The following is a 22411-nucleotide window of genomic DNA, read 5'->3' as shown; positions in this document are numbered from 1 at the left end:
CCCGGTAGGTGGTGGTCCGCGCAGCGATCGGCGGGTTACGATCCGGCGCGGTCACGGGGCGGTAGCTCAGCCGGTTAGAGCAGGGGACTCATAATCCCTCGGTCGCGGGTTCGAACCCCGCCCGCCCCACCACCTGTTTTCCCTGGTCAGTGCTGCTGCCGACGTACGTGCCGAACACCGCCCGCCCGTTCACCTCGCAAGTTCGCCAACTGATCTGCCACACTACAGTGATCACGGTGGATCGGTGCATTCGGTCGTTGCTTACGATCGCCATGATTCGCGACAGGGCGGGAGTGTGGGATGAGCCTCGACATCGCGGTGTGGATACCGGACGACGACGCCTACGCCGGCCGGAACGTCGTCGCGGATCCGCCGGGCACCAGCACTGGAGTGGGAGCTGAGAGCTTCCGCCATGAGCTGTGGGGTTCCGCAGCCGCTCGGCGTCTCGGCGCGATGATCCTGCCGCAACTCGCTGACATCACGGTCGAGAACCGTGGGAATCTCCAGGTCCCGCCCGGCCGGCTCGACGCCTTCGAGCAGGAGTGCGTACTCCTGGCGGAGAACGTCGAGCAACTGTCCGCCGCGACTGGATACGACGCGGATCGCATCCTCCATTACCTGACCAACATGCAGCACGCTGTGGAGCGCGCCAAGGCGGTACGCGGCGGCATCATCATCTGGTAGCGGCATCGGAGACGGCCGGCTGGGCGGCCGCGCCCCTGATTTCGCAGATGAAGGGACAGGTAGCCCTCGCGACGCTTCTCACCGGCTGCACGAGCGACGCGTCACACGAAGGTCTCTGCCGAGGGACCAACTTCGCAAGAAGTTTCCCCTGAGTGCCGGCGACAGACCTGTCAGGACGCAACCTGGGCAAGCCTGAGCACGTGTTCGAAGCCGCGTTTCTGCGTCGGTGACTCCACCATCGGCAGGATCAGCGCCGGTATGCCGGCGGCAACCGATCCGCCGTCGCCGGTGGGATGATCACCGACCATCAGGGTCTGGCCCGGTACGGCATGGAGGGCTTCGAGGGCGGCGACCCAGATCCGAGGGTCCGGTTTGACGAAACCGACCTCGTAGGACAGGACGAACGCATCGACATGGCCTTCGAGTCCGTGCCGCGCAAAGCATTTGCGGATGTCCCAGCCGACGTTGCTGACGACGCCGATGCGAACACCGCTGTCACGCAACGCGGACAGGGTGGCGACGGTGTCGGCGTACGGCTCGATCGCTTCGGCGTGTGTTTCGTGCATGACCGATGCCAGCGCCCGGTCCACCCCAGGGATCTGCTCCAACACGGTGAGGATCGCCCGATCCCAGACTCGCGGATCCAGATCCCGGGCGATGTGGGCCGGATCCGTGGCCGTCTTCCGCAACAGTTCCGCGAAGTCGCCGGCAATGCGGTGTTCCTCGCCGACAGCCAATGTCCGGCCGATCGATGCCGCCGCGTTGCCCACCCAGCGTTCCGAGTCCCTGGCGAACAGAGTCCAGGCGAAGTCGAACAGTACCGTCGTCACGGGCTTGGCGGCCATCGCATCACCCTAGATAAATACGATGAGTTCTGTGGGCTCAGCCGAGCTACCAGTACCTGCCGCAGTCCGGCTCGAGCTTGTCGACCGCGCTCTCCAGGTCGCCCGTGTCGCTCGCCACCTTCACGATCGCTTCCGCATGTTCGAGCTTGGGCTTGATCGAGCGGACTTCGACGCCCTTCAGGCCTGCGGCCACGGCGAGCGACCTGAATTTGCTCCGCAGCGTACGGTCGGTCTGCTCGCCGGCCACCCGGTTCGCCACCGCCTCGAGGTTGACCAATCGGGTGGACGCCTCTGCCCGGGCGTTGACGAGCTCGGCCTCCACTGTCGAGCTGGAGGCGACCCCGACCAGGATGATCAGGCCGGCGATGGCCTTCTCCAACGGACCCTTGACGGCGGTGCAGGCCGCCTTGTTGTTGCCGGCGGTGGCCACTTGCGTGGCCTTCTTGGTAGTGGTCGGAGCTGCGGGGGCCGTCGAGGATCGCGGGGTGCCCGAGGACCGGGGGGGCGGCGAGGTCTCGGGTGCACGGGTCGGTGTGGCCGTCGCCATCGTGGGCGTGGGGATGGGCGACTCCGCAGCGCTGGGTGACTCCGTGGAAGCGCTCGCCGCCACGGCGGTGGGCGTGCCCGGCATCTCGTCGGCGCGGCCACACGCCGAGGCGGTGAGCAGCATCGCAGCGACCGCCGCACAGAGCCCGAACCGTCGTACCGTCACGTCGTGTCCCATCTCGCGATCTTGCGGGAGCGTGACGATACATGGCGGACGCAGTGGCGACCATCAACCGGCTGGGCCGGCCGCCCGGGGCAATCACTTCTTCGCTGTAGCAGTAGGCCGTCCGTCCCGGTCATTCGGCTGGGGTGCGAGTGGAACTCGGCCAGCCGGGCCGCTGAACCGCCCCTCTGCATGTCCATCTGAGGTCGAGAGCGTTGCTCTGAAGCTCCAGGACCACTGAGGGATCGTGCGCCCTCGTCGCTTCGACCTTGTCGGCCTTCTTCAGGAGCACCGAACCCTTGAAGTCGAAACCATCGACGCCGGACCGCTTTGCCGCTTCGGCGATCGGGCGCATCGTCGCCGGTTCGCCGTGGGTGCCGTTCTTCACCACCTCGTTGATCTGCTCGCACACCCAGGCGGCCAGGGCGACGCCCTCCAGGGCGGGATGCGAGGCGGGGGCCGTGGTGCCACCCGACGAGGGCTCCGGCGCGGGGCTGTCGCCCTGGCAGCCTGACGCGGCGAGGACCACGGCGACGGCGAGAAACGCGGGGTGTATGCGAAGCACCGGCAGATGATAGATGGTCTTCGCTGACGGCCGTCGCCTGTCTTCCCGATCGCAACTCGCGTCGGCATGCTAGCCGGATGGAGAACCTGCACGCGTCGGCGTCGCGCGTTGCCGTCGCCGACCACTGAGGTGACCAGGTCGTAGAAGCCCGGCTTGGCATCGGGGGACCGATCACGATCGTGCTGACGGGACGCTCGCCGGAACCGGCCGCCGGCCGGACCGGTGTCGCCGTAAAGGTGACCAGCCCGGGCACCGCCGAAGCGGCCTTCAGGTCGTCCACCGTGCCGTACGGGCCCGCGAGCTGCGCGGTCAACTCGACCTGCGACGAGGTGGAGCCCGGCTCGACCGTCCACTGCACGGTCAGGGTCTGGCCCGGGTGGTAGGGCTTGTCGACGTCCAGGTCCGTACAGCAGGTGTATGCCGGCGGCGGCACCATCTCGGCGGTTCGGCGCCGCAGGCAGCCAGCAACGGCACGGCGAGGCAGCTGAGGAGGCGCAGGCGCGGCGAGTTCATGCGCAGGATCGTAGGCGGGGTCCGCCGCTGCGAGGGGGCGACGGACAGATGCACCGCGGCCTATGGTTGCCGCGTGAACAGACGCCTGTGGGTGGTGTCGGCACTGGCCGCGACCGCGCTGCTCGCCGTGCCGGTGACCGTCGTCGGCGTCCACGTGACCCACCCTCGGAACGAGGACGGATACCTGGCGCACCTGAAGCAGTACGGCGACCGGCAGAACGACAGGCCGCTGGCGGTGTTGCCGCCGACCGCGGATCTGGTCGCCGAGGGCGACGCGGCGTGCGACTGGTTGCGCGAACAGCCGTACGCGCTGTGGCGGCACGATCCGGAGTACCGCGAGCTTGTCGTCTACGAGCGCTACGTCCGGCAGGTCGAGAACCACCTGCCGGCCTGGGGCGACGAGCTGCCCGACCGGCGATCGGTGACGGGAGCCGCGTGGACCCACCTGTGCCCGGCGGAGTGGGAACTACGCCAGCCCCGCCGTAACCCCTTCGCCCCCAAACCGCCGGACTGAACGCGCGGCCCGTCGTACCCGGTGCCCTCGTCCGCATCGATCTTGGAGTTGTGGCACCTCGTAAAAGCCGCGTGCGGGACATCCGAGGCGCCACAACTCCAAGATCGCCGAAGAACCCGCGCGGCGGGCGGTCAGCGCCCGCGGTTCGTGGCCATCCAGGCGGTGGCGAAGTCGACCAGGGTGCGCTGGGACATCAGCCGGGCCGTCGCGGTGCCCACCCGGCCGATCGTCGCGCCGTCTGTCGCCTCGAAGTCGGCGCCCAGCCGGTCGAAATCGTCCTCGTCGGTGACGACGTCTGTCCACGTGGTCCACCGGCTCGTGCCGTCCGGCAGCCGTACCGCCGAGCCCGTCATCGCCCGCGGCGGTGACGCCTGCCGCCACTCCGCCAGGTGCAGCGAGGTGTTGGAGCTGTGGTCGCAGCCGAGCAGCAGCACCCTGCCGTCGAGCCGGTACACCGCACCGAGCGGGGAGTGCTCGCCCAGCGCGTCGTCGAGGCGGTGCCCCGCCACGATGTCGGCGGCGTGCGCGCCGAGCGCGGCGAAGGACACCTGCGGATGGTCGCTGCGGCGGGCGCCGGGCCAGGTGCGTACCGTCTCGGCGACGGCGCCCATCCACCGGCTCGGCGTGCGCGCGGGGTCGAAGCCGGGGGTGTGCTCGCGGATGACGGGCCACCACGCCTCCGGTACGGGCGGATGCCGCCACCCGGCCGGGTCCGTGTTGTCCGGGGTGTGTGTCGGCACGACGAGGGTGCCCTCCGGCCCGAGCGCCGCCAGCAGCGCCAGCACCACCGCCTCGGTGCCGCCGGCGACGAACCCGAGACTCCGGTACGACGAGTGCAGCAGCAGAACGTCACCCGGGACGATGCCGAGCGCGCGCAGGTCGTACGCGATCGAGGTGACGGTGTGCGGTGCGGCCTGGTCCACGCGGCGCAGTGTAGGCGGAACCGCCGCACCGCATTCTCGCCGATCCCGGGATAGCGGCGGTGCCCTCCGGCGTCTGTCACTGGTGAACGAGAAAACGAGGGTGGTGCGGTGGACGAGGACGAACGGGCGGTGCTGGCCGAGTTCGTGGCGAGCCGTGCGCCGGCGCTGATACGGGTCGCCTACCTGCTCACCGGTGACCGCAGCAGTGCCGAGGATCTGTTCCAGTCGGCGCTGTCGAAGGTCATCCCGAAGTGGCGGAGCATCCGGCACGCCGACCCGGAGGGCTACCTCCGTGCCGTCATGTACCGGGAGCAGGTGAGCTGGTGGCGGCGGTTGCGTCGTCGCCGGGAGTCACCGGTCGGGCTGCACGAGCCGGTGGTGGCCGACCCGGCCGGCGGTACGGATCTGCGGCTGGCGTTGCGGACGGCGCTGTGGCAGTTGCCGCCGGCGCAGCGCACCGTCGTGGTCCTGCGCTACTACGAGGACCTGCCGGAGGCCCGGGTCGCCGAACTGCTCGGCTGCTCGGTCGGGACGGTGCGCAGCCGGACCCACCGGGCGGTCAGCCGACTGCGTCAGATCCTGCCGGACAGCGAGCTTCTGGAGATGCGGCGATGAGTGATCCGTTCGAAGGTCTGCTCCGCGCCACCCTCACCGACATCGCCGAGGAGGCACCGACTGTGCAGGACTCATTGACCAGGGCGGAACGGCGGGTGCGTAACCGTCGACGCAACACGGTGGCGGCAGGTGCGGCGGGCGTCCTGGCGGTGCTGGTGATCGGGGCGCCGTTCGCCTACGCCAGCCGGGACGACGACCCGGTGATTTCGCCGCAGCCGGGCACGAGCGCCCCGCAGCCGGACCGCACCGAGCCGGTTCCGCCCCCGCCGGGCCTGGCGTCGCCCGTCCCTGTCGGCCCGGACGGCCGGCGGATGCCGGACGGCGCGGACCCGACTCGCCCGGGCGCACCGTCGCCCGTCCCGGTTGACCCGGACCCGAGCATGCCGGCCAGTCCGGTACCGGCTTCGCCGGGCGTGCGGTCGGACAACCCCGTCGGCCCGTCGCCGAGCCCCGTCAGGCGCTGATCGACGCGCACGATCCGATCGGATCGGTGCCGAGAGCTGGGTCCGCGCCGATGGTGGCGGGCCCAGCTCTGCTGCCGATCTGAACCGGATTGACACGCGGGGCGGTCCGCGGGGGAGAGTCGGGCATGAGCTTTCCGCTGTCGACGCCATCCGCCGTACCCGCCGGCACGCTCACCACCGGCCCGCAACCCACGCTGTTCGCTACCGACGGCCTGGTCCTGCGCCCCTGGGAGGACGGGGACGCGCCCGCCGTCCTGGCCGCCTACCAGGATCCGGAGATCCGCCGCTGGCACACCCGCCGGCCCACGTCGCCGGAGCAGGTCCTCCGGTGGTTCGCCCACTTCCGTCGTGCCTGGCAGGAGGAGACGGGCGCGAGCTGGGCGGTGACCCGAGGCGACGAGGTGGTGGGCCGTATGACGTTGGGCGGCTTCAACCTCGACGACGGCGAGGCCGCGTGCGCGTACTGGGTGGTTCCGGCCGCCCGTGGCGCGGGCGTGGCCTCCGGTGCGCTGCGGGCGCTGAGCGCGTGGGCGCTCGGCGACGGCCGGCTGCACCGGCTGTGGCTGGACCACTCGACCGGCAACGTCGCGTCGTGCCCGGTGGCGATCAAGGCCGGGTTCCGGCTGGAGGGCACCAAGCGCAGCGCTGCAGTGCACCACGACGGACGGCACGACATGCATCTGCACGCCCGCGTCCGCGAGGACGACTGACCGGCTCACGACTGCGCGGCGGCGACCTCCCGGATGCGCCGCAGCGCCTCCGCCCGGTCCATCCCGGTCGCCTGGAGGATGTCGCTCGCGGCGGTCCGGACCTGCCCCACGATCACCGTGCCGGACAGCCCGGTCCCGGCCAGCTCCGCGCGCGTCGCCGCCGCCACCGCACGCAGCGCGTGGCGGCGGGCGTCCTCCGGGCCCTGGCCGGCGAGAACCTCCTCCTGTACGGCGTGCACTGCCGCACTGAGCGCCTCCACGGCGTCCGGCAGGCTCTCCGGTATCGGCTCCCCGTCCTCGATCAGCACGACGGCCCGCCGGGCCAGCACGCGGGTGTTCCAGACCGCCTGGTCCACGTCCGGCGCGCTGAGCTGGTAGTGCCGGACGGAACGCCGCCTCGGCCACCGCGCCGGGGCGAGGTCGACGGTCTCCTTCGCGCCGCCGAAGACGTCCCAGAACCGGCCCAGGTCCGCGCCGATCGCCTGCGACCGGCTCAGCGCCCGGTCGGCCAGGTCGTGGTCGCGTCGCCGTAGCGCGGCGGCGGTCGCGGCGAGCTGGCCGGCGAGTTGCCGCAGCGTCGGCGCGGCCACCCGCCGCACGACCCGCAGCGGGTTGATCGGCACCAGCAGCAGTGTCACCACCAGTCCCACGCCGCCGCCGATCAGCGCGTCGACGAAGCGGGGGAACTCCAGCGTGTGCCGGGAGGAGGAGAGCGCGCCGAGCAGCACCGCCGTACCGCTGGCGTTGCCCACGATCCCGCCCCGCGTACTCAGTGCCAGCGCGACCAGGACGGACGCCGCGACGATCACGCCGGTCTGCCACACGCCGGCGCCGACGGCGCCGATCAGCAGGTCCGACACGATGATGCCGAGCGTCACCCCGGCGAGCAGCTCAACCGTGTTGGAAAGGCGTCGCCCGAACGACGAGGTGATCACCGCGACCGCGGCGGCCGGGGCGAAGATCGGGCTCGGCATGCCGGTGAGCCAGCGCGCGGCGGCCCAGGCCAGCGCCGCCGCCAGTCCGGCCTGCACGGCGAGTACGGACTTGATCCGCAACTGTTGCATCCGGTCCCGCCCGGCGGCCCGGCCGCGCTCGTTCACGCGCTCCCACGCCTCGTCGAACCGTTCCGCGTCCAGGCCGGCGCGCCGCGACGACCCCCGCCGGCCGCCGCGCCCCTCCCGCTGCCCGGTCACCGCCGGCGGCTACCCGCAAAAGCCGCCGCCAATCCCGGCGTCCGTCGTGGTCAGGCGCCCGGCTCGAGGTACGCGGCCAGGTGCGCCAGCGAGGACGCGATGCCCTCCTCGTGCACCGCCTGGTCGATGCCGGGCGGTACGCCGGTGGCGGCGACTGTCACATCGGTGCCGTCGCCTGCGGCCGCGAGGTGCCAGGTCATGGTCATGGTGCCCGCGTACGCCGGGTCGTCGGCCTGGAACACGGCCGTCTGCACGACCCGGCGCGCCGGTACGAGTTCGGCGAACCCGACGTCGACCACGTCGGTGGCGTCCGACGTCTTGCCCGGGCTGCCGGCCGGGTCGAGGTAGGTGAGCACCATCCGGAACCCGCCGCCCGGCCGCGGATCCCAGCGCTCGATCCGCCCGCGCATCCCGTCCGGCGGCAACCACGCTTCCAGGGCCGCCCGGTCCACGAGCGCTCCGTACACCGCCCCCGGATCGGCGGCGATCGTCCTGCTGCCCCGATCGACCCTGCTCACCCCCCAACCCTAGGCCCCGCCCCACCCCGCCGCGGGTGTGCTCGGCGATCTTGGAGTTGTGGCAGCTCGCGTAAGCCGCGAAGCGGGCATCTGAGGCGCCACAACTCCAAGATCGGCGGGGAGCGGGAGCGGGGCGCGCCCGGTACGCTGCCACGAATGCCGGTACGACCGCACCTCCACGACTCGCTGCTGCTCGGGGATGACGACACGCCGCTGGCCCGGATGTGGCTGCGGGACGACGACGGCACGGCGGTCGCGGCCGACGTCCGGGCGCTGCCCGAGGCGCCGCTGACCCGGCTCGTCGCGCAGGTGCGGCGCGACCTGGCCGGGCACCGGCTGGAGACGCCGGATGAGGCGCTCGCGTCGGCCCTGGTGGCCGACGGGTTGACGCTGGACCGGGCCGCCACGGACATGCGGCACGACCTGGCCGACGTACCCGAACCGGTGGCGCTGCCGGAGGGCTGGTCGCTCGGCGCCCCCGGCTGGGACGACGACCTCGCCGCTGGGCTGGACGCGGCGTACGGCCCGGACCACCCGGACGGCCGCTGGCAGCCGAGCGACACCGAAGAGGTACGGGCGATCTTCGACACCGGTGAGCCGGTGCCGCCCCTGGTGCCCGCCTCGGCACGGCTGGTCGACCCGGACGGCCGCAGCGCCGGGCACGTCCTGTGCGCCGGGCCGGTGCCGTGGACCGACGACGACTGCGTCTGGATCCTCAACCTGGGCGTCGCGCCCCGCGCGCAGCGGCGCGGGTTCGGCCGGGCGTTGCTGGTGCACGCGTTGCGCGGCGCGCGCGAGGCAGGACTGCCGTCGGTCGGCCTGTCGGTGGTCGACGGCAACCCGGCCCGCCGGATGTACGACGCGGCCGGCTTCCGCGTCCTCACCCGGGTGCTCACGGTCCGGATCCCCGAGGCGTAGGCCGCTGGCGTCAACGCGGCGTAGTTCGCGGTCGCCGCGCCGGTCCACTGCGGTTCCTTCCATGCACTAGCGTCGGCTGGGTGGGGAAGCATGCTGCGAGCTACGAGCCGTTGACTGTGGCGCGGCTGGGCGAGTTGCTCGTCGAGGTGGACGACAGCCGTCGCTGGCGGTTGGTTGCGGAGTTTCTGGAGGAGTTCCGCTGGGAGCCGCGCGAGACCCGCATACGGTTGCTGCAGGGGGAGCCGGCACCCACCGGAGACGAGCATTGGGACGTGTTTCTCGCGGCGCTGGTCGAGCACCTGAGCGCGAAGGACGGGCACGGCCCGCCGCCGTGGGTCGAGACGCGGTCGCTGCGGCGGTTCTGGTTCCCGTTCAACACCAAAGCTGCTCGAGTGGATGCGGTCGTTCACGCCCCGGCGGCGTTCCGTCGCCGGGGCGTCTACGTCTCCGCACATGAGCTGGATGTGGCATGAGGCCGGAAGATCCCCTTCTGGATCGCGCCGCGATCGAGAACGCTTCCGCAGGTTGGGCGACCGGCTCGCGAAGCGGGGGGTGATCGCGGACCTCTACATCTTCGGCGGCGCGGCGATGGCCTTGGCCTACGACGCGCGGCGGTCGACGCGGGACATCGACGCCGTTTTCCAGCCGCACGGGGTGGTTCTCGACGAGGCCCGAGCGGTGGCGGACGAACTCGGCCTGCCGCACTGGTGGCTCAACGAGCAGGCGAGCGCCTATGTGGCTCCTGGCGGTGGCGCCCGGCGGCGGGATGCCGAAGACATCCGCTTCCTCATCGATCACCTCGGGCTGACGAGTGCCGAGCAGGTGCTGGATCTGTGCGCCGAGATCTTTCCCGAGGAGGAGGTGCCGGGCCGGGCAAGGCTTGTGCTCGACGACGTGTTCGGCGCCGATTGAGGCCAGGAGTAGCCGCGCGGTGAACCTTCAGACGCCGGTGAGCAGAGGGCGGTGCTCGGACCAGAGCCAGCGCAGGTAGTCGCGCAGCCGTTCCGGGGTGGCGATCCACCCCTGGGCGGGATAGCGGAGCAGCCGGCTGACCTCGCCGGCCACCAGGTCGTACCCGGCCGCGCCGGTCTCCGGCACCGGGGCGTCCGGTGCGACGGCCACTGGCAGCGGAACCATCGGGATCCGCAGGCCGGCGTCGTCGCAGGCCCGCAGCACGGTGAGATAGACCCGGACCAGGTGGTACGGCGAGACGACGAGCGCGACGCTGCCGACGCCCAGCGCCCGTACCTGCTCCACGACCCAGGTGGCCTGCCGGCCGGTGCCGGTGACCGGCTCGGGCTGGAGCACGACCCCGTCGGTCCGGCGCAGACCGAGCCCGCGCAACCGGTCCAGTGTGAGCGGGCGGTACGTCCGCTCGGCCGAATCGGTGTTCGCCACCAGCAGGTGCCGCAGCGCCGGACTGGTCTCCCAGGCGCGGATCGCGTCGGTGAGACGCCAGTCCTCGCCCTGGCCGGTGGCCACCACCAGCGCGTCCACCCGCTCGGCGGCGCGGTGGGGGAGCGTGAGGACCATCGTGACCACCTCCAGCACCGCCAGGAGCCGGTCGGCCGGGACGTCAGCGAACGCCTCCGCCTCCACGAGCCGTGGCAGCGGGCGGGACACACTCGTCACGCCCGCGATCTTGCCACCATCGGTTCGACGGCGGGTGAGAGAGTGGCATGGTGCGGGTGGGGATCCTCGGGCCGCTTGAGGTCCGCGACGGCGAGCGGCCGGTCGACGTCGCCGGGGCGCGGCTGCGGGCGCTGCTGATCCGCCTCGCCCTGGACCCGGGCCGGCCGGTGAGCGTGCCCGCGCTGGCCGAGGCGCTCTGGGGTGACGAGCCGCCCACCGACACCGCCAACGCGGTGCAGACGCTCGTGTCCCGGCTGCGCCGGGCGGTGCCCGGGCTCGCGGTACGCAGCAGCCCGGCGGGCTACCGGCTCGACCTCGACCCGGACGACGTGGACGCCGGGCGGTTCGAGCGGCTGACCCGGCAGGGGCGGGCGGCGCTTCGTGACGGGGACGCGACGGGGGCACGGACGACGTTGCGCGACGCGCTCGCGCTGTGGCGGGGTCCGGCGCTGGCCGAGGTCGCCGACGCGCCGTACGCGGCGGCAGCGGTGGCGCGGCTGGCGGAACTGCGGCTCACCGCGCAGGAGGACCGGATCGACGCGGAGCTGCGCACCGGGCGGCCGGAGCTGCTCGTCGCCGAACTGGAGGAGCTGACCGCCGCGCATCCGCTGCGGGAGCGGCTGGCCGAACTGCACCTGCGGACGCTCGCCGCCGCCGGGCGGCCCGCCGAGGCGCTCGCGGCGTACGAGCGGATCCGGCAGCGGCTCGCCGACGAGCTGGGCGTGGACCCGTCGCCCCAGTTGCGGGCCGCGCACCTGGAGCTGCTGCGTGGCGAGGCGGCACCGCCGCAGCCGACGGCCGTGACGCGGGGCAACCTGCGGGCCGCGCTCACCACGTTCGTCGGGCGCGACGAGGACCTGCGCCGGCTCACCGGGCTGCTCGCCGGCAACCGCCTGGTCACCCTGCTCGGGCCGGGCGGAGCCGGCAAGACGCGGCTGGCGAGCGTGGCGGCGGGCCGGCTCGCCGACGGCGTACCCGGCGGGGCCTGGCTGGTCGAGCTGGCGCCGATCACCGACCCGGCGGACGTGCCACGGGCCGTGCTCGACACGCTCGGCCGCCGGGACCGGACGCTGGAGCCGGTACGCCCGCCGGCCCGCGACCCGCTCGGCCGCCTGGTGGAGACGATCGCCACCGACGAGACGCTGATCGTGCTGGACAACTGCGAACACGTCGTCGAGGCCGCCGCCCGGCTCGCCGAGGACCTGCTCGGCCACTGTTCGGGGCTGCGCGTGCTGGCCACCTCCCGGGAGCCGCTCGGCATCGTCGGCGAGGTGCTGGAACCCGTACCCCCGTTGCGGCTGCCACCGGCGGACGCGACGCCGGACGACGCGCTCGCGTACCCGTCGGTGCAGTTGCTGCGTGACCGGGCCGCCGCCGTGCGGCCCGGGTTCGCGGTGACCGGCGAGAACGTGGCGGCCGTGGTGGAGATCTGCCGGCGGCTCGACGGCCTGCCGCTGGCCATCGAACTCGCGGCGGCGCGGCTGCGGACGCTGTCGCCGCGGCAGGTCGCGGCCGGTCTGGACGACCGGTTCCGGCTGCTGACCGGCGGCAGCCGCACCGCGCTGCCCCGGCACCGCACGCTGCGGGCGGTGGTGGACTGGAGCTGGGGGCTGCTCACCGACGACGAGCGGCGACTCGCCGAACGGCTCGCGGTCTTCCCGGCGTCGGTCACCGCCGACTCGGCGGCCGGCGTCGCCGGCCCGGCCGCCGCCGCGCTGCTCGACGCGCTCGTCGACAAGTCGCTGCTCCAGGTGGTCGGCGACGGGCGGTTCCGGATGCTGGAGACCATCCGGGAGTACGGGCTGGAACGGCTCGCCGCCGCCGGGGCAGTGGCCGGGGCGCGCGCCGCGCACGCGGCGTACTTCCGGGAACTGGTCCGGACCGCGGAGCCGCACCTGCGCACGGCCGGTCAGCTGCCGTGGCTGCGGCTGCTGGAGGCGGAACGGGAGAACATCGTCGGCGCGCTGCACTACGCGTGCGACGCCGGTGACGCCGACACCGCGCTGCGCATCGGCGCCGGGCTGGCGTTGCCGCTGGTGATCTGGGGCGACGACGGCGGCATCGGCGGTGACGTGCTGGCCCGCGCGCTGGCACTGCCCGGCCCGGCACCGGCGGAGGAGCGGGCGGTGGTGCTCGCCATCCGCATCGGTTCCGAGCTGGCACGCGGCGAGCAGGTGCCGCCGCCGGAGCAGCTCGCCGAGCTGACCACGGCCCTGCGGGCGGCGGAGGGGACCAAGCATCCGATCGTGGGGCTGCTCGCACCGATGCTGTCGATCTTCGACGACGACACGGCGGCCGGGATCGCGGCGATCGACCGGGCGCGCGGGCACCCCGACCCGTGGACCGACGGCACGTTGCTGGGGATGCGCGGCAAGTTCAAGGAGAACGACGGCGACGCCGAGGGCATGCTGCGCGACCTGACCGACGCCGCCGCCGAACTGCGCGCCGTGGGCGAGCGGATGAGCCTGTCGCACGTGCTCAGCGAGTACGCGGACGCGCTCACCAAACGCGGCGACTTCGAGGCGGCGACCGCGGCGCTGGAGGAGTCGGTTCGGCTGGCCCGGGAGCTCAACCCGGCCTCCGAGCCGGGCTTCCAGCTGATCTGGCTCGCGGCCATCCGCGCCCGCTCCGGCGACGTGGCCGGCGCCAAGGCCGAACTGCGCCGGTTCGTGACCGACCGGGACGGCCGGGACGGCGCGTTCGGGCTGATGATGCTCGGCAGCATCGCCCGTTCCGACGGCTCGCTGGACGAGGCGCAGGAGTGCCTCGCCGAGGCGATGCGCCGCCAGGCCGAGACGCCGCTTGTCGCCCCGCAGTTCCGGGGCCTGCTGCTGGCCGAGATGGGCCACCTGGCGCTGGCCCGCGATGACCTGCCGGGCGCGCGCGGGTGCCTCGACGAGGCGACGACGCGGGCCCTCGCCGCCCGGGACATGCCGGTGGTCGCGATCGTCACTGTCGGCTGGGTGGCGCTGGCCGCTGCGGAGGGCCGGTACGAGCGGGCGGCGGAACTGCTCGGCGTCTCCGACTCGCTGCGCGGCCGGCCGGACCGGTCCAACCCGGACGCGCAGCGGCTCGCCGAGCGGCTGCGCGCGGAGCTGGGTGAGGACGGGTACGCCGCCGCGTACACCAGGGGTCACGGCCTGAGCCGGGCCGACGCCCTCGCGTTCGTGGGCGGCGACCCGGCTGGTTGATCCTCGTGCGGCCCGGGCCGGCCCGGCGCGGACCGGTCCCGGGCGGCGCGGCCGGTCAGGCGCGGCGGCGGTAGGCGCGCACGGCGAGCGGCGCGAAGACCGCGATGATCGCCACGGTCCAGAGCAGCGAGCGGCTCACCGGCCCGGCCACCGGGCCACCGATCATCAGGCCCCGGGCCGCCTCCATCACGTCGGCGACCGGGTTGACCCCGACCCACCACTGCAACCAGCCGGGCAGCGTGTCCGTCGGCACCATCATGTTGGTGCCGAAGGTCAGCGGGAACAACAGCAGGAACGCCGTGCCCTGCACCGCGCCCGGACTGCGCATCAGCACCCCGAGCAGCACACCGATCCAGCTGACCGCGAACGCGAACGCGATGGTCAGCAGGCAGGCGGCGAGCGCGGACAGCGGGTCGGTGCCGATCCGGAAGCCGAGCGCGTAGCCGAACCCCAGCAGCACCGCGATGGAGACCACGAACCGGACCAGGTCGCCGACCACCGAGCCGACGAGCGGCGCGGACCGGGCGATCGGCAGGCTGCGGAACCTGTCGAACACGCCCTTCTCCACGTCGGTGTTGAGGCTGACGCCGGTGGCGATGGACGCGAACAGCACGGTCTGCACCATGATCGCGGGAAGCAGGAACTGGAGGTACTCGTGCTGTGAGCCGGCGACCGCGCCGCCGAGCAGGTAGACGAAGATCAGCACGAAGACGACCGGCTGGAGCGTGACGTCGAGCAGTTGCTCCGGGGTCCTGATCGTCTTGACCAGGCTGCGGCCGGCCAGCGCGAGACTGTGCCGGACCATTGCGAACGGACGGACCGCGGCGTGGGCGGTGGCGGGCCGGGACGGCATCGCCGCCGTACGAGTGGTCGTGGTCATGCCGCCACCTCCGCCTGCTCCTCGGCGCCGTGGCCGGTCAGCGTGAAGAACACCTCGTCGAGGCTGGGCAGCCGCAACGCCAGCTCCACCACCCCGATGCCGGCGTCGTCGAGCCGGCGGACCACAGCGGTGAACGTGGCGTCGTCGTCCACCGGCACGGTGAGCACGCCCGGCCGGGGCAGCTCGGGATCGGTCCCGGTGGCGGCGCGCAGGATCTCGGCGACCGCGCCGATCCGGCCCGGCTCGGTCGGCCGGACCACGATCGTCTGACTGCCGGCGATCCGCTTCAACTCGCCCGGCGTACCGTGCGCGATCACCCGGCCGTGGTCGATCACCGAGATCTCGTCGGCGAGCGCGTCGGCCTCGTCCAGGTACTGCGTGGTCAGCAGCACCGTCGACCCGTCGTCGACCAGCGAGCGGACCACGCCCCACATCTCCTCCCGCTTGGCCGGGTCCAGGCCGGTCGTCGGCTCGTCCAGGTAGATCACCTCCGGCCGGCCGACCAGGCTCGCGGCCAGGTCCAGGCGGCGGCGCATGCCACCGGAGTACGTCTTGGCCGGGCGCCCGGCCGCGTCGGTCAAGCCGAACCAGGCGAGCAGTTCCGCCGCCCGCGCCCGGGCCTCGCGGCGGCTCAGGTCGAGCAGCCGGCCGATCAGCACCAGGTTCTGGGTGCCGGTCAGGTCCTCGTCGACCGAGGCGTACTGGCCGGTCAGCCCGATCAGCCGGCGTACCCGGGCGGCGTCGGTGACCACGTCGTGGCCGCCGACAGTGGCGCGCCCCCCGTCCGGGCGCAACAGCGTGGCGAGGATCCGTACCGCTGTGGTCTTGCCGGCGCCGTTGGGCCCCAGCACCCCCAGCACGGTCCCGCGTCGTGCGGCGAGGTCGATCCCGGCCAGCGCGGTGGTCGTACCGAACCGCTTGACCAGGCCCTCCGCCTCGAATGCGTAACTCATGACGCCGACGATGGCCGGGGCCGCTGGCACCGGGCGCACACGCCGCGCACACCGTCGTGTGCGCGGCGGCGAAATCGAGTACGCGTGCTCATTCGCCCGCCCCGCCGGCCCGGGCAGGATCGGAGGCGTGACGACGAGACGTACGCTGCTCGGCGGTCTGCTCCTGGCGCTGGCCACTGCCGGTGCCTGGGTGGCCTGGCTGAGCTGGGAGTCCGGCTGGACCGTGGACCCGCAGACCGGCGACATGAGCGGGCCGTACGCGGTCTGGCAGGTCGCCGCCGCGGTGCTGACCCTGGGCGCGCTGGCCGCCGTCGGCGGCTGGTGGCTGAACATCTGGCTGGTGGCGACAGTGATGACGGTGGCGTTCACCGTGCCGTGGGCGGTGCACGCCGCCTCGACCGACGACACCGGCCTGTGGGCGGTCGGTGCGGCACTGGTGGCGATCGGCACCACCATCGGGACGACGCTGGTCGGCGGGGCCGCCGGGTGGCTGCGCCGCCGGACCGCGTGACTGCCGTCGTCAGTCGCGGTTCAGGCGTTCGGCGTACGCGTCGCGCAGCTCCGCCCAGCCGAAGTCCTTCGCCTCCGCGCCCCGGATCGGGCCGACCGGGTCGCCGTCGAGCAGATGCGCGGCGACGTCGAGGCAGATGTGCCAGCCGGCGGCAGTCATCGGGGCGAGGTCCGGACCGCCGACCCGGTGCCGCAGCGTGAGAGTGGTGCCGTCGCCGTTCGCTGTCAGCTCCCAGCGGAGCCTGTCGTCGCCCCAGGTGTACTCCAGCAGGTGCGGCCGGTCCGCGCGCAGCACCCGGGCCGGTGCCGGGTGGCTCTGGTCGCCGTCGATGGCGCTGAGCACGGCGTCGCCAGGGCGGCCCAGGTCGCGGTCGGCCAGGAACGGCGCCCACTCGGCGAGCCGGTCCGGGTCGGTGAGCGCGGCCCACACCTTCTCCGGCGGGTGTCGTAGGTCGCGGACGAAGACCAGTTCGTTCTCGGGTGTCAGCTCTACCCGGGCGATCGGGCCGGGACGGAACGAGTCGCGGTCCATCTGTCACTCCTGACTGTCGAGATGGCGTTCGAGGGCGTCGAGATGCGCGGTCCACATCGACCGGTACGGCCCGAGCCAGTCGTCCACTGCCCGTAGCGGCGCGGTGTCGACGCGGTAGATCCGCCGCTGCGCCGCCGTACGGCAGGTGACCAGCCCGGCGTCGCGGAGCACCCGCAGGTGCTTGGAGACGGCCGGCTGGCTCATGCCCAGCGCGTCCACCAGTTCGCCGACGCTGCTCTCCGCCCGGCGCAGCCGGTCCAGGATGCGGCGCCGGGAGGGCTCGGCCAGCACGGCGAAGGCGTCGACGGTCACCCGTGCAATATGCCTCACTGGTTATATGCCTGGCAAGGAATGACAGGTCGCGCTGCCCCGGCCCGGCGGGCTCCATATGCTCGGGGGATGGAACTGCGGATCTTCACCGAGCCCCAGCAGGGGGCCACATACGACCAGCTCCTCGCCGTGGCACGCCGCGCGGAGGAGACCGGCTTCGCCGCGTTCTTCCGCTCCGACCACTACCTGAAGATGGGCTCGGTGAGCGGCGACCCCGGCCCGACCGACGCGTGGACCACGCTCGCGGGCCTGGCCCGCGACACCACCCGGATCCGGCTCGGCACCCTGATGACAGCCGCCACGTTCCGGCTACCCGGCCCGCTGGCGATCACCGTGGCGCAGGTCGACCAGATGAGCGGCGGCCGGGTCGAGCTGGGCATCGGCACCGGCTGGTACGCCGAGGAGCACACCGCGTACGGCATCCCGTTCCCGGCGCTGGGGGAGCGGTTCGACCGGCTGGAGGAGCAGCTCGCCGTCATCACCGGGCTCTGGTCCACCCCGGACGGCGCCACGTTCGACTTCCCCGGCACGTACTACCCGGTCAGTGACTCGCCGGCGCTGCCCAAGCCGGTGCAGCGCCCCCGCCCGCCGATCCTGCTCGGCGGCATGGGCCCGAAGCGCACGCCCCGCCTGGCCGCCCGGTACGCCGACGAGTTCAACCTGCCGTTCGCCTCGGTCGAGGACACCGTCACGCAGTTCGGGCGGGTACGCGACGCCTGCGCCGCGATCGACCGCGACCCGTCCACGATGACCTGGTCCAACGCGCTCGTGCTCTGCTGCGGCCGCAACGAGGCCGAGGTGAGGCGCCGCGCCGAGGCGATCGGACGTGACCCGGACGAGCTGCGCGCGAACGGTGCCGCCGGCACGCCCGCCGAGGTGGTCGAGACGCTCGGTCGGTACGCCGAGGCGGGCAGTTCCCGCGCCTACCTCCAGGTGCTCGACTTGACCGACCTGGACCACCTGGAGCTGGTGGCCGCCGAGGTGATGCCCCAGATCTGACCGGGCTCGCCCGCCCCGCCGCCCGTCCCGCCTCCCGCCTCCCGGCTCCCGTCGGGATCTTGGTACGAAACGACCCCCATAGGGGCCCTTTCGTGCCAAGATCTACACCGGTCCACCTCGCGGAACGACAATCTCGCGTTACGGGAGGCGCACTCCCGCACCACCCCCACCAACCCCGCGATCTTGCGGTTGCGGCCCTTTCGGTGCCGGATTTACGGCTCTTGTCGGGGCAGTAACTGCATGATCAACGGTGTGGGCGCCAGAACTCCAAGATCGTCGGCGGGTCGCGTGAGCGCCCGGGGCGCGTCAGCGTGGGGTTGCGCGGCGGACGGTGTCGAGGCGGCCGTCGCGGTCGCTGTCCAGGTACGTCACGTCCGGCACGCCGTCGCCGTCCAGGTCGACCTGCACCACGTCGGCCACGCCGTCGCCGTCCAGGTCCGTCACCACCTCGACGGAACCGTCCAGGTGCCGGGTCACGATCGACCGGCCGGACACCTGGCGCGGCGGCGGCCCCGGGTGGGGCACCGGGTCCGGCTCGGGCTCCGGCGTGGGCCCCGGCACCGGCGCGGTCGCGGCGGGCGGCACTCCCACACCGGCGGTTCCCACACTGGCCGATCCCACACCGACGGGCCCCACACCGGCTGGCGGCATCTCCGCAGCGTCGGGGTCCACGCCGGTCGGGTCGATCTCCTCCTCCGACGGGTACACGTCGCCGCGGAGGCTCGGGTCGCGGTAGCTGCTCATCCCGCCAGGATTCCCGCCGAGTGGCCGGGGCAACCCTGCCGGCGCATGATGGCGCATGATGCAGCGCATGACGGACACCAACTGGGCCGGAAACGTCAGCTGGTCGGCGCGTACCCGATCGCGGCCGACCTCGACCGACGACCTGCGCCGGCTGGTCGCGGAGGCCGACCTGGTCCGGGCCGTCGGCACCGGCCACTCGTTCAACCGGCTCGGCGACACCACCGGCGTCCAGATCGCGCTGGACGGCCTGCCACCGGCCGTCGCGCTCGACCCCGAGCGCGGCACCGTCACCGTCGCGGCCGGCGTCCGCTACGGCGACCTGGCCACCGCGCTCCAGGCTCAGGGGTACGCGCTGGCGAACCTCGCCTCGCTGCCGCACATCTCGGTGGCCGGCTCGGTCGCCACCGCCACCCACGGGTCCGGCGCGCGGAACCGCAACCTCGCCGCCGCCGTCGCCGGGCTGGAACTGGTCACCGCCGACGGCGACCTGATCACCGTCGACCGCGGTGACCCGCGGTTCGCCGGGATGGTGGTCAACCTGGGCGCGCTGGGCGTGGTCACCCGGCTCACGCTCGACGTGGTGCCCATGTACGCGGTGCGCCAGCACGTCCGCCTCGGCCTGCCTCGTGCGGCGCTGGACGAGGCGCTCGACGCCGCGTACAGCGTCAGCGTCTTCACCTCGTGGCGCTCGGAGCGTTTCGACCAGGTGTGGGTGAAGCAGTACGCGGACCAGGCGCCGCCGCCCGCCGACTGGCTGGACACGGTGGCCGCCGACTCGCCCCGGCACCCGGTGCCCGGAATGTCGCCGGAGCACTGCACGGCGCAGCTCGGCGAGCCGGGGCCGTGGCACGAGCGGCTGCCGCACTTCCGGCTCGGATTCACGCCGAGCAGCGGCGACGAGTTGCAGTCCGAGTGGCACGTGGCCCGGGCCGACGCGTCGGCGGCGCTCGCCGCGCTCGACCCGATTGCCGACCGGATCGCCGCCGTGCTCCAGATCTGCGAGCTGCGGACGATCGCCGCCGACGAGCTGTGGCTGAGCCCGAACTTCCGGCGCGACTCGCTGGCGCTGCACTTCACCTGGATCGGCGATCCGGTGGCGGTGGCGCCGGTGCTGGCGGAGGTGGAGGAGCGGCTCGCCCCGTTCGCGCCGCGCCCGCACTGGGGCAAGCTGTTCGACCGCGATCCCGCCAGCGCGTACCCCCGGCACGCCGACTTCGCCGCGCTGCTGCGCGAGTTCGACCCGAAGGGGAAGTTCCGCACCGCCGAGATGGACCGCTACTTCCTCCGGGACTGAGCCGGCTTTCCTCGGGACTGGATCAGCGTCCAGCCGGCACCTGCTGGCGCAGGCTGCCGCGCTGCACCGCCCGGCTGATGTCGCTGGGCGAGACGATGCCGACCAACTGTTCGTCGATCACCACCAGCGCCCGGCCGTCGGTGCACTCGTTGAGCCGGGGCAGCAGGTCGGTGAGCTGTTCCTCCGGGCGGGCGAGCACCAGTTCGTCGGCCCGGCAGGACACCTCGGCCAGGGTGGTCGACGCGCGGCGGTCCGCCGGGATGCCGCGTACCCGATCGAGCGTGACCAGGCCGACCGGCCTGCCGTCGACGGTGAGCGGCAGTGCCGAGTGCCGGTACGCGAAAAGGTAGTGGTCGACGAAGTCGGCCACTGTGAGGTCGCCGGACGCGGTCTGCGGCTGCGGCGTCATCACGTCGCCGACCCGGATGCCGCGCAGCGCGTCGCCCATCCGGGCGGCGCGTTCCTCCTGGCCGGCGGCGCCGAGCAGGAACCAGCCGATCAGCGCCAGCCAGAGCCCGCCGAACCCGGCGCCGGTGAAGAACCGCCACAGCCCCAGCCCGATCAGCACGACGCCGAGCACCCAGCCCGCGCGGGCCGCCACCACCGACGCCTTGGTCCGGTCGCCGGTGAACTTCCAGACCGCCGCGCGCAGCAGCCGCCCGCCGTCCAGCGGGGCGGCCGGCAGCACGTTGAAGATCGCCAGCAGCACGTTGATGCCGGCCAGCCAGGCCAGCGCGCCGAGCAGCAGCCCGTGCCCGCCCGCGGCGGCGACGGCCACCGCGATCGCCGCGAACACCACGCCGATGATCAGGCTGACCAGCGGCCCGACCCCGGCGATCCGCAGTTCGGCGCCCGGGTCCTTCGCCTCGCCCTTCAGCTCGGCGACGCCGCCGAACAACCACAGCGTGATGCCCTCGACCTCGATGCCGTTGCGCTTGGCGACCACCGCGTGCGCCACCTCGTGGGCGAGCAGGCCGAGGAAGAAGACCACGGCGGCGGCCAGGCCGGCCGCGATGTAGGCGACGGGGGAGTGACCGGGGTACGAGGAAGGGAACAGGCTCGCCGACAGCGCCCACGCGATCAGCACGAAGATGACCAGGACACTCCAGTTGACGCCGACCGGTACGCCAGCGATCCGACCCAGACGGAAACTCGCCCTCATGTTCCCGTCATACCCGGCGCACCCACCCGCACACCAGAACCTGCTGCACGGCGTGCCGGACCTGCGGTGAGTGCAGAGCCAGGAGGATCGGGGTGCCAGGAGGCAGCGCACATGATTGATCAACTTTGATGAGAGAACTAGCCTTGCGTAGATGAGGAGTGTTCGCGGCGTAGCCGTCTGGGCGTTGTTGGTCTTCTTGGGAGGGCTTGCGCTGCTGCTCTCCCCGCCCCTGATCGACTACGCCTTCGATCCGAGTACCGACTGGGAGCGCTTGGCGAATATCGGCCAAGCCTACGGCTCGGTATCCATGCTTCTCTCTGCGCTGGCTCTCGTGGGTGTGGTCGCCACCACCATCAGTCAAAACAGGCAGGCCCGCATCGCATTGGAATACGCGCAACGTGACCAGCATGCCTTGTTGCTGAAGATGGCCATAGATGATGCCGTGCTGATGGAGTGCTGGGGGTCGCTGACCCAGGACCCTGCCCCTGAAAGGCGGAGGCAGCGGGCCTACATCAACCTGATCCTCAACTTCTGGGCCGCGACCTGGCAGCTGGGCGGGATGCCTGAGAGTCAGTTGCGAGGACTGCTGGCAGCTGACATCTTCGCCACCGAGATCGGCTTGAGGTTCTGGGAACAGGCGCGACTTACGCGGGAGGTCGTGCACGCGGGGGCGCAGCCAGCAGCGTTCGACCGGATTGTGGAGGACGAGTACCTGCGCGCCCTTGCGAAGCTACGAAGCGCGGAGGCTTCGGGCACCGGATCGTAGGGCAGGGTGGGCAGGCGATGCCTGCCGCGTTCAGTTCCGGAACGTCTCGTGCTTGACGCTCGCAACGAAGGTCGACCAGGCTGCCGGGTCGAAGGCGAGGATAGGACCTCGCGGGTCCTTGCTGTCGCGTAGCCCGACCACGCCGGGCAGGTTGTCGGCGACCTCGACGCAGTCTCCGGAACCGTTGCTGCGGGTGCTCTTGCGCCAGGTCATCGTCGCCTGGTTGGCCTCGTCCACCCGCGCCGTC

Annotated in this window: 27 protein-coding genes and 1 tRNA gene; 14 read left to right on the top strand and 14 right to left on the bottom strand. The window is 72.7% G+C overall.

Features of this window, described 5'->3' with window-relative positions:
* Positions 1 to 55: 55 nt before the first annotated feature.
* Both O7611_RS21125 and O7611_RS21120 read left to right on the top strand, forming a co-directional pair.
* Positions 56 to 132 (top strand) — tRNA-Ile (locus tag O7611_RS21125).
* Between the two features lie 168 nt (positions 133 to 300).
* On the top strand, positions 301 to 684 hold the full coding sequence (locus O7611_RS21120; protein WP_269697454.1) for a hypothetical protein: 384 nt from the start codon (positions 301 to 303) through the stop codon (positions 682 to 684).
* Positions 685 to 854: 170 nt separating this feature from the next.
* Here O7611_RS21120 and O7611_RS21115 read toward each other — a convergent pair whose 3' ends face one another.
* The 3 genes from O7611_RS21115 to O7611_RS21105 all read right to left on the bottom strand — a co-directional run bounded on the left by O7611_RS21115 (position 855) and on the right by O7611_RS21105 (position 2803).
* The gene (locus O7611_RS21115; RefSeq protein ID WP_269697453.1) at positions 855 to 1529 is read right to left on the bottom strand and encodes an HAD family hydrolase; all 675 of its coding nucleotides are present in this window, start codon (positions 1527 to 1529) and stop codon (positions 855 to 857) included.
* 46 nt (positions 1530 to 1575) lie between these two features.
* Positions 1576 to 2253, bottom strand: coding sequence for a hypothetical protein (locus O7611_RS21110; RefSeq protein WP_194802283.1), 678 nt, complete (start codon positions 2251 to 2253; stop codon positions 1576 to 1578).
* Positions 2254 to 2371: 118 nt separating this feature from the next.
* The gene (locus O7611_RS21105) at positions 2372 to 2803 is read right to left on the bottom strand and encodes a hypothetical protein (RefSeq protein WP_194802282.1); all 432 of its coding nucleotides are present in this window, start codon (positions 2801 to 2803) and stop codon (positions 2372 to 2374) included.
* Positions 2804 to 3389: 586 nt separating this feature from the next.
* Here O7611_RS21105 and O7611_RS21100 point away from each other — a divergent pair.
* On the top strand, positions 3390 to 3830 hold the full coding sequence (locus O7611_RS21100) for a hypothetical protein (RefSeq protein WP_269697452.1): 441 nt from the start codon (positions 3390 to 3392) through the stop codon (positions 3828 to 3830).
* 131 nt (positions 3831 to 3961) lie between these two features.
* Here O7611_RS21100 and O7611_RS21095 read toward each other — a convergent pair whose 3' ends face one another.
* Positions 3962 to 4753 (bottom strand): aminoglycoside N(3)-acetyltransferase, encoded by a 792-nt coding sequence (locus tag O7611_RS21095; protein WP_194802280.1) that lies wholly within the window; start codon positions 4751 to 4753, stop codon positions 3962 to 3964.
* 108 nt (positions 4754 to 4861) lie between these two features.
* Here O7611_RS21095 and O7611_RS21090 point away from each other — a divergent pair, with 108 nt between their 5' ends.
* From O7611_RS21090 to O7611_RS21080, 3 genes are all read left to right on the top strand, one after another.
* A complete protein-coding gene (locus tag O7611_RS21090) occupies positions 4862 to 5368 on the top strand; it encodes a SigE family RNA polymerase sigma factor (protein WP_194802279.1) in 507 nt (168 codons plus the stop codon).
* Positions 5365 to 5832: a hypothetical protein gene (locus O7611_RS21085; RefSeq protein ID WP_269697451.1), complete on the top strand. Its 468-nt coding sequence runs from the start codon at positions 5365 to 5367 to the stop codon at positions 5830 to 5832. Before O7611_RS21090 ends, O7611_RS21085 begins: the two co-directional genes overlap by 4 nt.
* Positions 5833 to 5957: 125 nt before the next feature.
* Positions 5958 to 6542 (top strand): GNAT family N-acetyltransferase, encoded by a 585-nt coding sequence (locus O7611_RS21080; RefSeq protein ID WP_269697450.1) that lies wholly within the window; start codon positions 5958 to 5960, stop codon positions 6540 to 6542.
* 5 nt (positions 6543 to 6547) lie between these two features.
* On the opposite strand, the gene O7611_RS21075 is transcribed toward O7611_RS21080, so the two are convergent.
* Both O7611_RS21075 and O7611_RS21070 read right to left on the bottom strand, forming a co-directional pair.
* A complete protein-coding gene (locus O7611_RS21075) occupies positions 6548 to 7735 on the bottom strand; it encodes an FUSC family protein (RefSeq protein ID WP_194802277.1) in 1188 nt (395 codons plus the stop codon).
* Positions 7736 to 7785: 50 nt separating this feature from the next.
* Positions 7786 to 8253 carry an SRPBCC family protein gene (locus O7611_RS21070; RefSeq protein WP_194802276.1) on the bottom strand — a complete coding sequence of 156 codons (468 nt, stop codon included), beginning with the start codon at positions 8251 to 8253 and terminating at the stop codon, positions 7786 to 7788.
* Between the two features lie 156 nt (positions 8254 to 8409).
* On the opposite strand from O7611_RS21070, the gene O7611_RS21065 reads away from it, so the two are divergent.
* The 3 genes from O7611_RS21065 to O7611_RS21055 all read left to right on the top strand — a co-directional run bounded on the left by O7611_RS21065 (position 8410) and on the right by O7611_RS21055 (position 10083).
* Entirely contained in the window at positions 8410 to 9171 is a 762-nt protein-coding gene (locus tag O7611_RS21065; protein ID WP_269697449.1) for a GNAT family N-acetyltransferase, read from the top strand.
* Between the two features lie 80 nt (positions 9172 to 9251).
* Positions 9252 to 9644, top strand: coding sequence for a hypothetical protein (locus O7611_RS21060; RefSeq protein ID WP_194802274.1), 393 nt, complete (start codon positions 9252 to 9254; stop codon positions 9642 to 9644).
* A 52-nt stretch (positions 9645 to 9696) separates the two neighbouring features.
* Complete coding sequence (locus tag O7611_RS21055; protein ID WP_269697448.1) at positions 9697 to 10083, top strand: DUF6036 family nucleotidyltransferase; 387 nt, start codon at positions 9697 to 9699, stop codon at positions 10081 to 10083.
* A gap of 27 nt (positions 10084 to 10110) precedes the next feature.
* On the opposite strand, the gene O7611_RS21050 is transcribed toward O7611_RS21055, so the two are convergent.
* Entirely contained in the window at positions 10111 to 10803 is a 693-nt protein-coding gene (locus tag O7611_RS21050) for a hypothetical protein (protein ID WP_370584992.1), read from the bottom strand.
* 50 nt (positions 10804 to 10853) lie between these two features.
* Here O7611_RS21050 and O7611_RS21045 point away from each other — a divergent pair, with 50 nt between their 5' ends.
* On the top strand, positions 10854 to 13994 hold the full coding sequence (locus O7611_RS21045) for a BTAD domain-containing putative transcriptional regulator (RefSeq protein WP_269697447.1): 3141 nt from the start codon (positions 10854 to 10856) through the stop codon (positions 13992 to 13994).
* 55 nt (positions 13995 to 14049) lie between these two features.
* Here O7611_RS21045 and O7611_RS21040 read toward each other — a convergent pair whose 3' ends face one another.
* Together O7611_RS21040 and O7611_RS21035 are read right to left on the bottom strand one after the other, a co-directional pair.
* Positions 14050 to 14874 (bottom strand): ABC transporter permease, encoded by an 825-nt coding sequence (locus O7611_RS21040; RefSeq protein WP_228532615.1) that lies wholly within the window; start codon positions 14872 to 14874, stop codon positions 14050 to 14052.
* Positions 14871 to 15827, bottom strand: a complete 957-nt coding sequence (locus O7611_RS21035) for an ATP-binding cassette domain-containing protein (protein WP_194802271.1) — start codon at positions 15825 to 15827, stop codon at positions 14871 to 14873. Before O7611_RS21035 ends, O7611_RS21040 begins: the two co-directional genes overlap by 4 nt.
* A 127-nt stretch (positions 15828 to 15954) precedes the next feature.
* Here O7611_RS21035 and O7611_RS21030 point away from each other — a divergent pair, with 127 nt between their 5' ends.
* Complete coding sequence (locus O7611_RS21030) at positions 15955 to 16338, top strand: hypothetical protein (protein ID WP_013287882.1); 384 nt, start codon at positions 15955 to 15957, stop codon at positions 16336 to 16338.
* A gap of 9 nt (positions 16339 to 16347) precedes the next feature.
* Here O7611_RS21030 and O7611_RS21025 read toward each other — a convergent pair whose 3' ends face one another.
* Both O7611_RS21025 and O7611_RS21020 read right to left on the bottom strand, forming a co-directional pair.
* Entirely contained in the window at positions 16348 to 16869 is a 522-nt protein-coding gene (locus O7611_RS21025) for an SRPBCC family protein (RefSeq protein ID WP_269697446.1), read from the bottom strand.
* A 3-nt stretch (positions 16870 to 16872) separates the two neighbouring features.
* The gene (locus O7611_RS21020) at positions 16873 to 17181 is read right to left on the bottom strand and encodes an ArsR/SmtB family transcription factor (RefSeq protein WP_269697445.1); all 309 of its coding nucleotides are present in this window, start codon (positions 17179 to 17181) and stop codon (positions 16873 to 16875) included.
* Positions 17182 to 17268: 87 nt separating this feature from the next.
* On the opposite strand from O7611_RS21020, the gene O7611_RS21015 reads away from it, so the two are divergent.
* Positions 17269 to 18198 (top strand): LLM class F420-dependent oxidoreductase, encoded by a 930-nt coding sequence (locus tag O7611_RS21015; protein ID WP_269697444.1) that lies wholly within the window; start codon positions 17269 to 17271, stop codon positions 18196 to 18198.
* A gap of 306 nt (positions 18199 to 18504) precedes the next feature.
* Here the strand turns inward: O7611_RS21015 and O7611_RS21010 are convergent, their stop codons facing one another.
* Entirely contained in the window at positions 18505 to 18942 is a 438-nt protein-coding gene (locus O7611_RS21010; protein WP_269697443.1) for a hypothetical protein, read from the bottom strand.
* Positions 18943 to 19009: 67 nt separating this feature from the next.
* On the opposite strand from O7611_RS21010, the gene O7611_RS21005 reads away from it, so the two are divergent.
* Positions 19010 to 20236: an FAD-binding protein gene (locus tag O7611_RS21005; RefSeq protein ID WP_269697442.1), complete on the top strand. Its 1227-nt coding sequence runs from the start codon at positions 19010 to 19012 to the stop codon at positions 20234 to 20236.
* A 22-nt stretch (positions 20237 to 20258) separates the two neighbouring features.
* On the opposite strand, the gene O7611_RS21000 is transcribed toward O7611_RS21005, so the two are convergent.
* Positions 20259 to 21398, bottom strand: a complete 1140-nt coding sequence (locus O7611_RS21000) for a site-2 protease family protein (protein WP_194802265.1) — start codon at positions 21396 to 21398, stop codon at positions 20259 to 20261.
* A gap of 151 nt (positions 21399 to 21549) precedes the next feature.
* Here O7611_RS21000 and O7611_RS20995 point away from each other — a divergent pair, with 151 nt between their 5' ends.
* Positions 21550 to 22164, top strand: coding sequence for a DUF6082 family protein (locus tag O7611_RS20995; RefSeq protein ID WP_194802264.1), 615 nt, complete (start codon positions 21550 to 21552; stop codon positions 22162 to 22164).
* Between the two features lie 30 nt (positions 22165 to 22194).
* Here O7611_RS20995 and O7611_RS20990 read toward each other — a convergent pair whose 3' ends face one another.
* Positions 22195 to 22401 carry a DUF397 domain-containing protein gene (locus O7611_RS20990; RefSeq protein WP_370584991.1) on the bottom strand — a complete coding sequence of 69 codons (207 nt, stop codon included), beginning with the start codon at positions 22399 to 22401 and terminating at the stop codon, positions 22195 to 22197.
* Positions 22402 to 22411: the final 10 nt, after the last annotated feature.

This window comes from Micromonospora sp. WMMC273 (assembly GCF_027460285.1).
Taxonomy (GTDB): domain Bacteria; phylum Actinomycetota; class Actinomycetes; order Mycobacteriales; family Micromonosporaceae; genus Micromonospora; species Micromonospora aurantiaca.
The sequence above is the reverse complement of the archived record's forward strand: the minus strand, read 5'-3'. Positions and strand labels throughout refer to the sequence as shown.

Excerpts from the sequence above, each read along its gene's own strand:
- O7611_RS21120 (WP_269697454.1), top strand. The coding sequence starts at position 301 with ATGAGCCTCGACATCGCGGTGTGGATACCGGACGACGACGCCTACGCC.
- O7611_RS21115 (WP_269697453.1), bottom strand. The coding sequence starts at position 1,529 with ATGGCCGCCAAGCCCGTGACGACGGTACTGTTCGACTTCGCCTGGACT.
- O7611_RS21110 (WP_194802283.1), bottom strand. The coding sequence starts at position 2,253 with ATGGGACACGACGTGACGGTACGACGGTTCGGGCTCTGTGCGGCGGTC.
- O7611_RS21085 (WP_269697451.1), top strand. The coding sequence starts at position 5,365 with ATGAGTGATCCGTTCGAAGGTCTGCTCCGCGCCACCCTCACCGACATC.
- O7611_RS21080 (WP_269697450.1), top strand. The coding sequence starts at position 5,958 with ATGAGCTTTCCGCTGTCGACGCCATCCGCCGTACCCGCCGGCACGCTC.
- O7611_RS21065 (WP_269697449.1), top strand. The coding sequence starts at position 8,410 with ATGCCGGTACGACCGCACCTCCACGACTCGCTGCTGCTCGGGGATGAC.
- O7611_RS21040 (WP_228532615.1), bottom strand. The coding sequence starts at position 14,874 with ATGACCACGACCACTCGTACGGCGGCGATGCCGTCCCGGCCCGCCACC.
- O7611_RS21035 (WP_194802271.1), bottom strand. The coding sequence starts at position 15,827 with ATGAGTTACGCATTCGAGGCGGAGGGCCTGGTCAAGCGGTTCGGTACG.
- O7611_RS21025 (WP_269697446.1), bottom strand. The coding sequence starts at position 16,869 with ATGGACCGCGACTCGTTCCGTCCCGGCCCGATCGCCCGGGTAGAGCTG.
- O7611_RS21015 (WP_269697444.1), top strand. The coding sequence starts at position 17,269 with ATGGAACTGCGGATCTTCACCGAGCCCCAGCAGGGGGCCACATACGAC.
- O7611_RS21010 (WP_269697443.1), bottom strand. The coding sequence starts at position 18,942 with ATGAGCAGCTACCGCGACCCGAGCCTCCGCGGCGACGTGTACCCGTCG.
- O7611_RS21005 (WP_269697442.1), top strand. The coding sequence starts at position 19,010 with ATGACGGACACCAACTGGGCCGGAAACGTCAGCTGGTCGGCGCGTACC.
- O7611_RS21000 (WP_194802265.1), bottom strand. The coding sequence starts at position 21,398 with ATGAGGGCGAGTTTCCGTCTGGGTCGGATCGCTGGCGTACCGGTCGGC.
- O7611_RS20995 (WP_194802264.1), top strand. The coding sequence starts at position 21,550 with ATGAGGAGTGTTCGCGGCGTAGCCGTCTGGGCGTTGTTGGTCTTCTTG.